Here is a 14,666-nt window from a genome sequence, read left to right on the forward strand (position 1 = left end):
GACTTTACTGCTCTCTGCATCTGTAATCAGCGGATCATCACGGAATGATCCGGGCCGCCCGAAAGCGGGCAAACAGATCGCAGAACATCTTATCCGTTGCGCGATAACCGTGGAATCCCGCCCGCCGCAGCTTGCTGCCGTCGCCAAACATGTCGTAATCCCAGCCAAAAACAAAATCAGCGAAGGCACCATCACTGAGCGCCAGAATATCGGGCTGGATCAGCGCGTCGGCAGCGGCGATTTCCCGCCACAGCGCACGATAATCCTGAAATAGTTGCCGGAACGACAGCGAAACCGGCGGCGCGATCTCCAGTTCAAACCAAGCTGCAATGACCGGCCACAGCTCACTCCAGCGCCAGAGATCGCCATTGTTGATATTAAACGCCTGATTGCATGCGTCAGAAGTGCGTGCGGCCCAGATCGTCGCGTCGGCCAGCAGAGTGGCATCGGTAAAATCGACCATACTGTGCCAGGTTTCCGGCGAACCGGGAAAGCGTAAGGGCAGCCGCGCCGCGCGACAGATTGAGGCGTACAGCGCCAGGCTCAGCGCCAGGTTCATGCTGTTGCCCGGCCTGTCACTGCCGACCACACCGGGCCGCAGCGCACTCCAGTGCCAGGCTTTACCGTGCTGTTGTGCGCTCAGCCAGTTCAGCTGCGCGGCGTTAAATTCATCACCCGGTACGCCAGGATCGCTTTCCCGCGCCGGCGTTTTAAAGCGTCCGAGATGGGCGCCATACACTTTGTATCCCTGCATCAGGCTGACATGCTCAAGTGGGGCGACATCCTCCATGGTATGAACCAGATTTTGCAGCATGGCAAGATTCGGCCCGACCATGGTTCCCCAGTCAGAAGCGTTCAGCCAGGCGCTGTAAAAGATATGTGTGACGTCGGTGAGTGATGCCAGCCGTTGCTGGCACTGCTGGCTATCTCGCAGATCAACCGCAATAACCTCTGTTCCGCTGACTGCATAGTCTGACCGATGCGTCAGTGCTTTGACCTGCCAGTGGTCTGCTACCAGTGCCTGACTCAGTTGCTGACCGACAATCCCGCTGGCACCCGCCACCAGCGCAACCTTCTTATCCTGTGTCGTTTTCATGATCAATGCCCTGTTAAGAGAGAAGCCGCATTCTCACCTGCGTTTATTTCTGATTAAATCCCCTGAACCGGATGTCACTTATCAGGAAAATCAATAAATGCAGAACAAACTGAATGCCATTCAGACCTTCATCCGGGTGGCGGAAGCGGGATCTTTTTCGGCGGCGGCCCGGCAAAACGGCATGAAGCAGTCTGCGGTAAGCCAGCAGATCGCCGCGCTTGAAGAGGCGCTGGGGGTGGTGTTGCTGCACCGCACCACACGAAAAATGGCGCTGACGGAGCAGGGTCAGCATTATCTGCAGCAGGTCAGGCAACTGCTCAGCGCGATGGAAGAGCTGGAGCAGCAACTACGGCCTGAATCGCAGCCTCTGCACGGCAAACTCTATATGCAACTGCCGAGCGGCATCGGGCAGCGGCTTATTCCGCATCTGATTGCATTCCAGCAGGCGCATCCCGCGCTGCGTCTGAATATTGCACTGGAGGATCGTCTGTCGGATCTCATTGGTGAAGGCGTTGATGTGGCGATCCGCCTCAGCGAATCACCGCCCGCTACACTGGCTGCCCGTTCACTCACTACGGTTGAAACCGTGCTGGTGGCTTCCCCTGAGTGGATAGCGCGAAACGGCACGCCGCAAGCCCCCAGTGACCTGCAGCACCATCCCCACATACGTTTTAGCGGCGTGTCGCCCGATGCGCCGCTGCAGCTGGTGTCCGCGACCGCGAGGGTGTCTGTGCCGGTGGAAAGTGCATTTCGTTCTAACAACAGTGATGCATTGATGCAGGCCCTTGAAGCGGGGCTGGGGATCGGTGGGTTACAAACACTTATCGGCGCAGACGCGCTGGCATCCGGCCGACTGGTGCGGGTTTTACCGGACTGGCGGCTTCCCGACCGTTATCTTTATGCTGTGTTTCCCGATGCCCGCTTTATCCCGGATAAAGTGCGGAAGCTGGTCACGCACTTAAGTGAGGTGCTGGTGGGGTTGCAGGGAACAGGGCAGGGCCAGACCTAACGCCCAGGCTGTTTTACTGATCCGCATGGTGCAGCAGAACCCAGAAACGCTGAAGACGCTCGCGAAGCTCTGACAAGCCAGCCCGTAAGGCTGGCATCCTGTTTCATTATGGATGCCTCCGGTTTACCCTCTCTGAAGAATTTAAAACCCCTCTCCCCCGATCCCGCAGTCCGTTTCACGCCACCCGCCAGATTTTAATAGGGGTCACATTCAGACCAACGACACTTTTCACCCTGATCAGGGCGTGGCAGGATAAGCGCAATCTATCAAGGAGTGTGCCTGATGTTACTGAAAGGTATGAACGATCCGCTGCTGAAAGCGTATCAGCATCCCAAATCACGGATGATGATCAGTCGTTTCAGGGGGCTGGCGGGGGATCGAAGACTCAGTGACTGGCAGGCGTTCTGTATTCTGGTCACCGGCTTTACCAATTACTGGTATGTGCATGCAGGTCACTACACCATTAATGTCACACTGACTAAAACCCGCCAGTTCGACTTCCTGCAGGATTTCCTGCATTTCACGGTCACGCTGGATGGGTTAATTGGTGATGAACATTTTCGGAGTCCGGACTTTGTGCTGCCCCATTACGATGTGCCCTACGAATTCTGCCGCTGGCGTAACAAGCGCGGCTATGATGCGTTAACTACCTATGTCAGTAAGCAGGGTGTGAAATCCCATAAAGGGATATTTGTTGCCTCTGAAGGGGCTTCCCCGGAAGAGCAGGTGATGAAATGGGAAGGCGTGGTCAACGTCTATGACAAAACCTTTTTTAGCGTGACTAACTTCAGCACGACCCAGGAATTTCTGATCAAAGACATCAGTAAATCCATACAGGAAGGATTGCTGAAGCATCTGAGTTTTTACCGCGATCTGTTTCAATATATCTTCCCCACACCGGCGGAGGCGCGGTTGCAAGCGCGCGATGACAGGCGCTATCTGGCTAAAAGATAGCGCCCGGGCATCTTTAGATCAGGTCAATGGGTTCAGCCGGGTCTGCTTAAACGTTGCAAACCCGGTAGTCAGCTGACCTCTCAGCGAGGTTTACCACTTCATCTCGCCGGTATTGACTTTGGCGCTGAGTTCCAGTGAAGCGGGTTCTGCCAGTTTCGGCCAGGCGGCTTTCATGGCGGTAATCACCTGCGCTGAGGTTTTATGTTGCGCCAGCGCCGCTTCAAAACTCTTCAGATAATTCAGGGTGAAATCCACCGCCTGTGAACCGGCCGGACGGGCACCGAGATAGTGACCCGGAATCACGTTCTTCGCGTTCAGGGCCTGCATTTCGGTCAGGATATGACGCCACTCAGCGCGGCTCTGAACGGTCTGAGTGTCAGCCGTCCAGACATGAATGCCCGAGGAGAGGGCGGTACCGCCCAGAATGGTGCTCGCAGACGGGATCCAGATATAAGCCGCGTATTGCTCCGGATGACGCAGCTCCAGCACCTCGCCGTCGACGCTAAAGCGGGTCTGATGGGTCACTTCAGGCACAAACACCTTATCCGGCGCGCCCTGCTTCATCTGTGGACCCCAGTATTTCAGCTTGGCGTCATGCGTCTGCTGGATATGCTTCACCACCGCAGGCGCAGCAACCACCTTCACGTCCGGCCAGGCTTTAACAATCGGCTCCAGACCAAAGTAGAAATCGGGATCGCCAGAAGTGATCACAATTTCCTTTAGCGTTTTTCCACTCTTTTTAATCATCTCTGCCAGTTTTTCACCGTCCTGGGTGCTGAACTGGGCATCAAACAGAATCGCTTCGGTTGGCCCGGTAACCAGCGTTGAGGAGACGGCAAAGATACCCTTTTCCTGCGGATTATAGGTTTGCAGTTGCAGGGTGGCTGCGCTGGCGGAGGCCGAGGCCAGCACCAGCATCACAGGTAACAGCGTAGTTTTCATTGAGGATCCTCAGAGATAAATGCCTGATTCAGGCAGGCGTAACGGGCGATGTTCAGTATCAGTGGCGCTATTCTACGCATCTGGCTATCTGTTAGAATTCCCGCAATCAGAGATGCTGAGTTTCATGATCCGAACAGGTGGAGTGGATGGACAGAGTCACGGCGGCAGCCGTTTTCAACCGGATATGTGAACTGGGCAGCCTGAGTGCCGCCTCACGATCGCTCGGGATATCCCGACCGATGGTCAGCCGTTATCTGGAGGAGATGGAAAAGTGGGCGGGAACGCGTCTGCTGCATCGCTCTTCGCGCCAGCTGACCCTAACGCCTGCCGGTGAGGCGATCCTGCAAAAAACCCGTCAGCTGGCCCTGCTCTCAGAGGCGATCCAGCAGGAAACCACCCAGGGCGTCCCGGCCGGAACGCTTCGCATCGCCTGCGCCCACTTTACGGCTCTTCATCTTGTCGGCCCGGTGATCCCCGATTTTCTGACGCGTTATCCGGCACTGCGCATTGAGCTGGAAATTAACAATCAGCCAGTAAGCCTGATTGGTGAGCGTATCGATCTCGCTATTCGCATCACCGACTCGCCAGAGCCGGGGGCGATCGCACGCCGTCTTGGCGAATGTCACTCGGTACTCTGCGCCTCACCTGAGTATCTTAAGGCGCGGGGTAACCCGGAAACCCCGGACGATCTGGCTCAGCATAACTGCCTCTACTACAGTCGCTTTGCCGGGCAGAGCTGGCATTTCACGGCGGCTGGCGGGGAGAAAATCGCGGTTGCCGTGAGAGGAAATTTCAGTGCAGGTATCTCTTCACTGTTGTGTGACGCGGCGATAGCGCACTGCGGGATAGCGATGGTGCCTGAGCAGGAGGCTCGCCACGCACTGGAAGCAGGGAAGCTGGTAAAATTACTGCCCGATTATGAGCCACAACGCATAGGCATATGGGGGCTTTACCTGTCGCGTGAACACCAGTCTGCCGCACTGCGGTTGATGCTGGATGAACTGCAAAGCAGAATCCAGAGCCGGTGATCAGAGAGGAGTGTAATCGATAAAAATGAGATCTTACTATGAGTGATAATCAAACCCTTTACTGGAACCCTATGGTGCCAGAACTGACCGTCACTGACTTTACCGCTTCACTGCATTTTTACACCGTGGTGCTGGGGTTCAGTGTGAGAATTCAGCGCCAGCAGCCTGATTTTGCTTACCTCTGCTATGGAGAGGCGCAATTGATGATTGAGCAGTTCCATTCGCAGGGCTGGAACATAGCCGATCTGCGCTGGCCGCTGGGGCGGGGTATTAATTTCCAGATTGAGGTCGATGATGTTCAGGCTGTGCTGACCCGTTTGCAGCAGCATGCCGTTCCGCTCTTTCGGGCGTTACGGGATAACTATTACGACACCGGTGAGACCACCGCCTGTCAGCGGGAGTTTCTGGTGCAGGACCCCGATGGTTATCTGCTGCGTTTCAGCCAGTATCTGGAATAAGCTGAACGTGTATTGGCAATATTAATCAGCAGGAGAATGGCTTAAGTAAAATTAACATTCTCTTCATGATATTTTTATATTGACTGTTCAGTCATGATAAATGGAAGCCTTTAATAGCAACGTAGTGAAGTCATCTAAAGCGCGAAGAGTTACCTATTTTTTACCACCGTCACATTAATCATGACCCTTTTCCGCTAACGGAAGGCGCTATGCATAGCGTGTTAACTATTGCAAAGCGTCATTAAGTCACAGGCAGCCGTGATTTGCTGCTACAAAGCCATAATAAAAAATGAATGTAAGAAAGAAAATTTATCCAGCGATGGTCTACACTCTCGTTAGCTGGCTGGATTAGGATTATTCTCAACAAAGGTTTTTAAGGGATTTCATTGGGCTAAGCGCCAGTACATTTACATTTATTCTTTTACTTAGCACTTAATCTTTGAGGATGTGAGCCGATAACAGGTGATACATACTCAGGAGGACGCACAATGAAATCTTTTTTATCTGTCTGCACTAGCACGCTACTGATAGCTTTGGCCGGGCCTGTTGTTGCTGATTCAAACTCAGGCACTATTACTTTCAGCGGAGCCATTACCAATGGTTCATGTAATATGAATGTCGGAAAAAATCCTGTGGTGTTTGACTGTTATGATCCCGCCAGTGGTAAGGCTGTGGTTACTACTGCTGACCTGATGAATCCCGAACTGCTGACCAAATTACCCCTGGAAGTAAAAATGCATTGGTTAAATCCTGAAAAGAGCAAAGGGATAGTTTACGTTACCTATCTTTAACGCTTCTTCTGAAGTTTTATTCTGAACGACAGTGAAATGCCTTAGCAGCAACGGTGACATAGAAAGTAAAGATATAAACCCATAGCCAATACAGGGTTTATCATTAAGTCACTAAGAGCCAGTAAAGTATCTTTTGTGAAATTTTAAGTCAGCATCGGGGAATTCAGTTTACCGGATTGATCATCAGATAATGTGCGCATCTTATTAAACCCCTGCATAATTGAGGGTTAACACGCGTTGCATCTGTTGATATGCAGAAAAAACCCACCTCTGTTTTCAAAGGTGGGTTTCATTTATAAAAGCTTCCGTGAAGATCAGTAAGAGTCAGAAGAGCGCTGAGTAAAGTACTTTGTGCTCTGCCGCTTCTCCTTTTTACGACGCAGCACCAGGCTGGTGGTAATAATTAGCAGCGTTAAACCGCCGGTTGCCAGTAATTCAGCCTGATGTTTCGCATCAAACAACATGATCACCAGCACCGTGACGATGAACAGGATAGTGACCCACGTCAGGCCAGGAAATAACCACATCCGGTAACTCAGGACTTCACCCGCTTTCTCGCGCTTTTTACGCAGCACCAGGTGGGACGCGGCAATCACCAGATAGACCAGCAGTGCAATCGCTCCCGACGTGGCCAGTAAAAATTCAAACACCACGCTGGGCGCCAGATAATTGGCGATCACCGCCAGAAATGCAGCCGCGGTAGAGAGCAGTACCGCAATCCACGGCGTGCCGCTGCGATTGGTGCGTGAGGCAGCCGCCGGTGCATCTTTGCGGCGTGAAAGGGAGTAGAGCATGCGCGAAGAGGTATAAAGCGCCGAGTTAAGACAACTGCACACCGCCATCAGCACCACCAGATCGACAATCAGTCGGGCGTGCGGGATGTTCATCGCCTGTAACACCGTCTGCCATGAACCCTGTTCAACCAGTCCTGGCGCATTCCACGGCACCAGCGCCACCACAAAGAAAATCGACAGCAGATAGAACAGCGCAATACGCCAGATGACGGAGTTAGTTGCCTGAGTAATCTGCTTACCGGGATTCTTCGACTCTGCGGCGGCAATCGTGACAATTTCTGTGCCCATAAATGAGAACATGGTGGTCAGGATGGCAGCCACGACCGCGCCGATGCCATTCGGCATAAATCCGTGGGTGTCATAGAGATGCGACAGACCGCTGGTATTGCTGTCAGGCAGCAGACCAAACACTGCCGCACCTGCCACACCCAGGAACAGGATGATGGCAACGACCTTGATCAATGCAAACCAGAACTCAAACTCACCATAATTTTTCACGCTGAGCAGATTAGTAATGGTCAGCAACAGGGTGATAGCAAACGTGAACTGCCAGATGGCGACAGCGGGGAACCAGGCATGAAGAATGGTTCCCGCCGCATTGGCTTCCAGCGGGATCACCAGCACCCAGAACCACCAGTAGAGCCAGCCGATGGTAAATCCGGCCCAGCGTCCCAGCGCTTTATCGGCGTAGGTTGAGAAAGAGCCTGAATCGGGTGAGGCGACGGCCATCTCGGCCAGCATCCGCATAATCAGGACCACCAGCGCACCGGCGGCGGCATAAGAGATCAACACCGCGGGGCCCGCTTCAGAAATAGCATGGCCTGAGCCAACAAACAGCCCGGCGCCAATCACGCCCGCAATTGAGAGCATACGCACGTGGCGCGGTTTCAGGTTTTGAGCCAGCGAATCTGCATTCGCACTCTGAGTCATCGTCATGTAAACGTCTCCTGTCGACGTCCGGCCTGGATGGCCGGACGAACGGGGATGAACTTGCGTTAACGCGTCAGCGAAATCAGGCCGGGACGACGGGATGTCCGGCGGGTGCGACACAGTGATCGATCACCGTGGAGAGAATGGTCAGCGCCTGGCTGAACTGGGCATCCGGAATGGTGAGCGGGTAGAGGAAGCGGATGACGTTGCCTTTGGCTCCGCAGGTCAGCAACAGCAAGCCCTGTTCCATCGCCATCTTCTGAACCGCCTGCGCGGTGCTGGCCTGATAGAACTCCATCGCCACCATCGAACCCAGCGCACGCACTTCAGCAATATCCGGATGTTTGCGTTGCTGCTCCTGCAGTTCTGCTTCAAGCCGGGCACCGAGATCAACGGCGCGCTGGCAGAGCTGCTCCTCTTCTATCACATCCAGCACCGCATGGGCCGAGGCGATAGCCAGCGGGTTGCCGGCATAGGTTCCGCCCAGACCACCTGGTGCAGGTGCATCCATCACCTCTGCACGACCGGCGACCGCGGAGAGCGGCATCCCGCCTGCCAGGCTTTTCGCCATAGTGATGATATCGGCCTTCACCGGGTAGTGTTCCATGGCAAACAGTTTGCCGGTACGGGCAAATCCACTCTGGACTTCATCCGCAATCAGCAGAATGCCGTGCCGGTCAGCCAGCCCCCGCAACTGCACCATAAACTCTGCGGGTGCCGCATGGAATCCACCTTCGCCCTGCACCGGCTCCAGCACGATTGCGGCGACGTCATGAGGCGCAATGTCCTGCGTAAAAATTTCTTCAAGGCTGGTCAGTGCCGCCTCGATGCTAATCCCCTGAACCGCACTGGGATAGCGTGCATGGAAGACTGACGGCGGCATCGGGCCGAAATCCCGCTTATAGGGCGCCACTTTTCCGGTCATCGCCATGGTCATAAAGGTGCGGCCATGGAACGCGTTACCAAAGGTGATAATGCCGTGACGGCGGGTATAGGCACGCGCCACTTTAACGGCATTCTCTACCGCTTCCGCCCCGGTGGTGAAGAAGGCCGTTTTCGCCGCACCGGCGATGGGAACCCGCTGATTAATACGCTCGGCCAGTGCGATGTAGCTTTCGTAAGGTGTGATCTGAAAAGCCGTATGGGTAAACTTTGTTAATTGATCGGCAATCGCCTGTTCAATGCGTGGATGGCGGTGGCCGGTGTTCAGTACCGCGATGCCGCCAGCGAAATCAATCCAGCTGTTCCCATCCTGATCCCATAAGGTGGCGTTCTCTGCCCGGGCAACGTACCAGTCGCACAGCGTACCGATACCTTTGGGGAGAGCCTGTGCTTTGCGCTGCTGCAACAGGTTATTTTTTTCGCTCATTTATTCCACCTCGTTAATATGCGTGTTTACAATTCCCGACAAACACGTTTATTTATGCCTGAGGCGTGGTGAGTTGCCAGAGCCAATTGTCAGAGGAAAGGTGGAGCCAATTGCGACTCTTATACGCAGATCATCTATTAGCGCGGTTACAGTTTATAAGAACTGGCTCATTACATCAGCGGCTGCTGAACTGCATGCAGGCCGCGATCGCTGAAGAGGTGTTTCCGCGCGGAAGCCGTTTGCCGCCAACCCGCGATCTGGCGCGCGAACTGGGTGTGTCGCGAAACACGGTTATGCATGTTTATGAGAGCCTGATGGCTCAGGGCTATGTCACTGCGCGGACCGGCAGCGGCACATGGATTGCAGAGACGCTGCCGGAAAACTCTCTGCAGAGTGATGCAATAGCCGACCTTCAGGCAGTGAAGGCGCAACGACCGGCGACGCTGTCGAAGCGGGGCGCCAGTCTGCTGGGGCACGCTACAGCATCGCCTTACCAGTGGGGCGCGTTTGTCCCCGGTGCGCCCGATGTGACCGAATTCCCCCACAAGCTGTTCAGTCAGATTCAGGCGCGTCTGAACCGTGAGCCTGACGTTCACCGCCTGGTCTACAGCAGCGGCGGTGGCTGTCCCGATCTGCGCCATGCGCTGGTGGATTATCTTCGGGTGGCACGCTCAGTGCGGGCCGATGCTGACCAGATCCTGATCACCGAAGGGGTTCATCAGGCGGTTGATCTGGTGACGCGGGTGTTGTGCGATCCTGGCGATCGGGTCTGGATGGAGGAGCCAGGCTACTGGGGAACACGCAATCTGCTACGCATGAATGGCCTGAAGATTCGGGCGATGCCCGTGGATGAGCAGGGACTGGTGCCGGACAGCGGCCCGCCACCCAGGATGGTGTTTGTGACGCCCTCTCATCAATATCCGCTGGGTGTGCATCTGAGCCTGGCCCGTCGTCAGGCATTGCTCTCTCTGGCTCGACGCCATCAGAGCTGGATTGTGGAAGATGACTACGACAGCGAATTTCGTTTTTCCGGCCAGCCTCATCCCTCACTGCAGGGACTTGAAGCGGATGCGCCGGTTATTTACATGGGAACGTTCAGCAAAACGCTCTATCCCGCGCTGCGCATTGGCTACATGGTGGTGCCGAAACCGCTGGCACAGCCGTTGCGCATCGCTGCGGCAGAGCTCTATCGCGGCGGACATCTGCTGATTCAGCGTGCGCTGGCGGAGTTTATCCGGCTGGGCCATTACATGGAGCATATCCGCCGGATGCGCCTGCTTTACCGCCAGCGGCGGCAGTTTCTCTGCCGGCTGATCGAACGCTATCTGGGGCCAGCCTTTTTACCGGCATTCAATCATGAAGCGGGACTGCATCTGGTGATCCCGTTGCCAGCAGGCGCTGATGACGTGGCGATAGCCGCGGATGCGCTGAAGCGCGGCGTCAAAGTACGGCCACTTTCGCAATATTATATGCACCCTCAGGAGGCGCGCGGATTGCTGCTGGGTTACGCCTGCGTCAATGAGCGGCAGTGTCAGGATGCGTTTGGCACCCTCAAAGCCTGTCTTGCGTCCGCCGGAATGGTGTTCACTCCGCAGCGCTAGCGGGTTCAGGGGAGCTTGTTTTGAACGAGGGCAGTTTTACTGCCGCCTCAGTGCTAACGCATTGACATTTAATCAGAGTCACCGAGAATACTCCTCTTTGCGACCCGACCAGACAATACCGGAGTCTATCATCGCCTTTAATCCCTTTACTGCACCGGCCCGTGCGGCTATTAAGCGAGGCGCCGCGCTGGCTGCCGCGTTGTTGCTGGTCAGTTGCGCATCCGAGCCGCCGAAATCGCTGGTCACTCCTTTTCCGCCTGTGACGAAACAGCCGTTACCGACGCCCGGCAAGCCAGCACAACCTCAGGCGCAGGAACCGATGCGGGGCGTCTGGTTAGCCACGGTTTCGCGTCTTGACTGGCCGCCCGTTGCGTCGGTGAATGGCACCAGTCCGGCGCAGCGTATCCGCCAGCAGCAGCAATCGCTGATCGACAAGCTGGATAAGCTGAAAAGCCTGGGCATCAACACAGTATTTTTCCAGGTGAAGCCAGATGCCACGGCGCTCTGGCCCTCAAAAATCCTCCCATGGTCAGATATGCTGACAGGAAAAATTGGTGAAGATCCGGGCTATGATCCGCTGCAGTTTATGCTGGATGAGGCGCATAAGCGCGGTATCAAAGTCCATGCCTGGTTCAACCCTTACCGGGTGTCGGTAAACACAAAATCGTCTACCGTCAGCGAACTGAACCGCACGCTGTCACTGCATCCGGCCAGCGTTTTTGTGCTGCATCGCGACTGGATCCGCACTGCAGGCGATCGCTATGTGCTCGATCCGGGTATCCCTGAGGCGCGTGACTGGATCACCAGTATTGTGGCCGAGGTGGTGGCGCGCTATCCCATCGACGGTGTGCAGTTCGATGACTACTTCTATGCGGAATCTGCCGGTTCGCTGCTCAACGATAATCAGACCTTCAGCCGCTACGGTCAGGGATTTGCCAGAAAAGCGGACTGGCGGCGTCACAATACTCAGCAATTGATTGAGCAGGTGTCACATACCATCAAACAACTGAAGCCGGAGGTGGAGTTTGGTGTCAGTCCTGCGGGCGTCTGGCGTAATCTTTCGCATGATCCTGCCGGTTCCGATACTCGCGGAGCGGCAGCATATGATGAAGCTTTTGCCGATACCCGCCGCTGGGTGCAGCAGGGCTTGCTGGATTACATTGCGCCTCAGCTCTACTGGCCTTTTTCCCGTCAGGCGGCCCGTTACGACGTGCTGGCAAACTGGTGGGCAGAGGTTGTTAAACCGACCAAAACCCGGCTCTACATCGGCCTTGCTCTCTATAAAGTGGGCGAGCCGTCAAAAATTGAGCCTGACTGGGCACAGCAGGGCGGCGTACCGGAGCTGAAAAAGCAGCTCGATCTTAATGAATCGAATCCCAATATTGATGGCACGATTCTGTTCAGAGAGAACTATCTGAATCAGCCGCAGACTCAGCAGTCGGTAAGCTATCTTAAAAGCCGCTGGGGAGGCTGAGAAACGCCGCGACAGCATGACCAGTGCGGTTAAGTTTTTCCCTGTGACTTGCTGCTATTCTTGCACTTTATATGGGAGGAACCATGAGCGAACTGATTGATATTTTTACAAGTCACAAAAGTGAACGTAGTTTCACTGAGCAACCTGTCGATGAAGCTGTGCTGGATCGGATTATCAGTACCGCTTATCGCGCACCGACATCAGTAAACTCGCAGCAGGTTTCTGTGGTGATCACGCGTGATGCCGGACGTCGCGCACAGATCGCCGCCATTGCTGGCGGTCAGCCGTGGATTGCCAAAGCACCGGTGTTTATTACCTTTGTGCTGGATATGCATAAATCAGCCGTGGGAATGGCCGCGGTCGATCAACAGCAGATCGCTCATCAGAGCATTGAGAGTATCGTTTCGGGTTCTACCGATATCGGTATCGCGCTGGGGTCGGTAATGGCGGCTGCGCGTGCGGAAGGTCTGGGGATTGTGCCAATTGGCGGTATCCGTCGCGACCCGCAGGCGATGATTTCACTGCTGGAGCTGCCGCCGCTGACCTTCCCGGTGGCGGGGGTGGTAATCGGTCACGTAGACGAACCGGCTCATCAGAAACCACGTCTGCCTCTGGCGACGTTCCGCCATGATGAGACTTACCAGACGCAGGGTCTGGAGCAGCAGATTGCGGCCTACAACGATGAGATGGTTCAGCACTGGAAGACGATTGGTCGTAATGACGGTGAGAGCTGGAGCGAAAGTGTCAGCGGTTACTATAAAAACATCTACTTCCCGGAAGTGCTGCCAGCAATGCTGAAACAGGGTTTTGGTACAGATAAATAGTTCGCTCTCGTTATTGAGTGAATAGCATAAGGCCATCCGTACTGTTTACGGGTGGCCTTTTTCATTTTGTTACTATAACGAAAGGTGACTTTCCACGTCGTAACACATAATTTCCCTTTTAACCGAAGCGCAACCGCCTTTAACACTTATCTTCCAGGGAAATAACATGTCTCAGCGTTCACTCTACGCGCTCTGTTTAATGAGCTTTTTTCTGGCCGATGTCCGCGACGGCCTGGGGCCATTTCTGGGCATCTTTCTTACGGAGCGACACTGGCGACCCGACGAAATCGGTCTGGTAATGACCTGTGGCGGCATCGCCGGATTAATTGCCACGCTGCCGGCAGGGATCGCCGCCGATGCGACCCGCCATAAAAAAATCATTGTGCTGCTGGGCTGTCTGGTGATTACCGTTGCCACCCTGCTGCTGTGGTACAGCAATCAGACCTGGACGGCGATGGTCTCTCAGGTTGTAGCAGGCCTGGCTGCGGCGTTTATCGGCCCGACTGTGGCGGGGATCACCTTAGGACTCACGGGTCAGCGCGGCTTTAACCAGCAGATGGGACGCAATGAGGCGTTTAATCATGGCGGTAATACGATTGCTGCATTCCTGGCCGGTTTTTCAGCCTGGTACTGGGGTATGGGTGCCGTTTTCATTCTTATGACGGTAATGGCGATTTTCGCTGCTTTCGCTACGCTGGCAATTCGCGGAAATGAGATCGATAACGATGTGGCGCGCGGTTATGAACCGCATGAAGAGCGTCAGCCAGCGCTGCGCTTATCAATGTTGTTGCGAAACCCGGCGCTGATGATCGCCGGTGTGACGCTGCTGCTGTTTCATCTTGCCAATGCCGCACTGCTGCCGATGCTGAGCATGCGCGTTGCCTCGGCGGGCGGGCAGGCGGCAGTCAGTGCGGGCCTTTACGCGGCGGCAACGGTGGTGATTTCCCAGCTGGTGATGATCCCGGTCGCACTGTGGGTGTCTAAGCGGGTTGATACGCACGGCTATCGCCTGTTTATCATGGTCGCCCTGATGATATTACCGCTGCGCGCGGTTCTCGCCGCCGGCTTTGCCGGGCCGATTTTTGTCATTCCGGTTCAGGTTCTGGATGGTATTGCGGCCGGGATCCTCGGTGTGGCAGTGCCAGGCTATATTGTCTCCCTGCTGCGGGGTACGGGGCATGTTAACGCCGGGCAAAGCGTTATTATGCTGATGCAGGGCGCAGGTGCAGCGCTGAGTCCCGCCATGACGGGCATGATCGCCGCACGTTATTCCTACAGCACTGCGTTTGCGGTACTCGGCGCAATTGCGCTGGCAGCGCTGATTCTATGGTGGCGCACCAGTAGCGCCCCAGCCGCCCGTCTGGCCTGATCAAATACAAAAAAGGCTGCCCATTGG

Annotated in this window: 13 protein-coding genes and 1 pseudogene; 10 read left to right on the forward strand and 4 right to left on the reverse strand. The window is 55.2% G+C overall.

Going from position 1 to position 14,666, the window contains the following annotated elements:
- Positions 1–37: 37 nt before the first annotated feature.
- Positions 38–1,096 (reverse strand): SDR family oxidoreductase, encoded by a 1,059-nt coding sequence (locus FOV68_RS10185; protein WP_143990756.1) that lies wholly within the window; start codon positions 1,094–1,096, stop codon positions 38–40.
- 97 nt (positions 1,097–1,193) lie between these two features.
- Here FOV68_RS10185 and FOV68_RS10190 point away from each other — a divergent pair, with 97 nt between their 5' ends.
- The 3 genes and pseudogenes from FOV68_RS10190 to FOV68_RS10200 all read left to right on the forward strand — a co-directional run bounded on the left by FOV68_RS10190 (position 1,194) and on the right by FOV68_RS10200 (position 3,059).
- On the forward strand, positions 1,194–2,105 hold the full coding sequence (locus tag FOV68_RS10190) for a LysR family transcriptional regulator (RefSeq protein ID WP_143990757.1): 912 nt from the start codon (positions 1,194–1,196) through the stop codon (positions 2,103–2,105).
- Positions 2,083–2,178, forward strand: a pseudogene (locus FOV68_RS24350) (transcriptional regulator); the annotation flags it as partial. The gene FOV68_RS10190 and the pseudogene FOV68_RS24350, both read left to right, overlap by 23 nt.
- A gap of 209 nt (positions 2,179–2,387) precedes the next feature.
- Entirely contained in the window at positions 2,388–3,059 is a 672-nt protein-coding gene (locus FOV68_RS10200; RefSeq protein WP_143990758.1) for a hypothetical protein, read from the forward strand.
- A gap of 90 nt (positions 3,060–3,149) precedes the next feature.
- Here FOV68_RS10200 and FOV68_RS10205 read toward each other — a convergent pair whose 3' ends face one another.
- Complete coding sequence (locus FOV68_RS10205; RefSeq protein WP_143990759.1) at positions 3,150–4,001, reverse strand: Vmh family MBL fold metallo-hydrolase; 852 nt, start codon at positions 3,999–4,001, stop codon at positions 3,150–3,152.
- Between the two features lie 146 nt (positions 4,002–4,147).
- On the opposite strand from FOV68_RS10205, the gene FOV68_RS10210 reads away from it, so the two are divergent.
- The 3 genes from FOV68_RS10210 (at position 4,148) to FOV68_RS10220 (ending at position 6,278) form a co-directional block, all read left to right on the forward strand.
- Positions 4,148–5,029 (forward strand): LysR family transcriptional regulator, encoded by an 882-nt coding sequence (locus tag FOV68_RS10210; protein ID WP_143789341.1) that lies wholly within the window; start codon positions 4,148–4,150, stop codon positions 5,027–5,029.
- Between the two features lie 38 nt (positions 5,030–5,067).
- Positions 5,068–5,487, forward strand: coding sequence for a VOC family protein (locus FOV68_RS10215; RefSeq protein ID WP_143990760.1), 420 nt, complete (start codon positions 5,068–5,070; stop codon positions 5,485–5,487).
- A 488-nt stretch (positions 5,488–5,975) separates the two neighbouring features.
- On the forward strand, positions 5,976–6,278 hold the full coding sequence (locus tag FOV68_RS10220; RefSeq protein ID WP_143990761.1) for a type 1 fimbrial protein: 303 nt from the start codon (positions 5,976–5,978) through the stop codon (positions 6,276–6,278).
- Between the two features lie 314 nt (positions 6,279–6,592).
- On the opposite strand, the gene gabP is transcribed toward FOV68_RS10220, so the two are convergent.
- The gene (gene gabP, locus FOV68_RS10225) at positions 6,593–8,008 is read right to left on the reverse strand and encodes a GABA permease (RefSeq protein WP_083069849.1); all 1,416 of its coding nucleotides are present in this window, start codon (positions 8,006–8,008) and stop codon (positions 6,593–6,595) included.
- A gap of 76 nt (positions 8,009–8,084) precedes the next feature.
- The gene (gene gabT / locus FOV68_RS10230; protein WP_143990762.1) at positions 8,085–9,371 is read right to left on the reverse strand and encodes a 4-aminobutyrate--2-oxoglutarate transaminase; all 1,287 of its coding nucleotides are present in this window, start codon (positions 9,369–9,371) and stop codon (positions 8,085–8,087) included.
- A gap of 110 nt (positions 9,372–9,481) precedes the next feature.
- Here gabT and FOV68_RS10235 point away from each other — a divergent pair, with 110 nt between their 5' ends.
- The 4 genes from FOV68_RS10235 (at position 9,482) to FOV68_RS10250 (ending at position 14,639) form a co-directional block, all read left to right on the forward strand.
- The gene (locus FOV68_RS10235) at positions 9,482–10,972 is read left to right on the forward strand and encodes a PLP-dependent aminotransferase family protein (RefSeq protein WP_186289740.1); all 1,491 of its coding nucleotides are present in this window, start codon (positions 9,482–9,484) and stop codon (positions 10,970–10,972) included.
- Between the two features lie 97 nt (positions 10,973–11,069).
- Positions 11,070–12,446, forward strand: a complete 1,377-nt coding sequence (locus FOV68_RS10240) for a glycoside hydrolase family 10 protein (protein ID WP_186289741.1) — start codon at positions 11,070–11,072, stop codon at positions 12,444–12,446.
- An 83-nt stretch (positions 12,447–12,529) separates the two neighbouring features.
- Positions 12,530–13,270 (forward strand): nitroreductase family protein, encoded by a 741-nt coding sequence (locus FOV68_RS10245; protein ID WP_031594121.1) that lies wholly within the window; start codon positions 12,530–12,532, stop codon positions 13,268–13,270.
- A 166-nt stretch (positions 13,271–13,436) separates the two neighbouring features.
- Positions 13,437–14,639: an MFS transporter gene (locus tag FOV68_RS10250; protein WP_143990763.1), complete on the forward strand. Its 1,203-nt coding sequence runs from the start codon at positions 13,437–13,439 to the stop codon at positions 14,637–14,639.
- The last annotated feature ends 27 nt before the right edge of the window (positions 14,640–14,666 follow it).

The organism is Pantoea sp. paga, from assembly GCF_007558755.1.
Classification (GTDB): Bacteria; Pseudomonadota; Gammaproteobacteria; order Enterobacterales; family Enterobacteriaceae; genus Pantoea; species Pantoea agglomerans.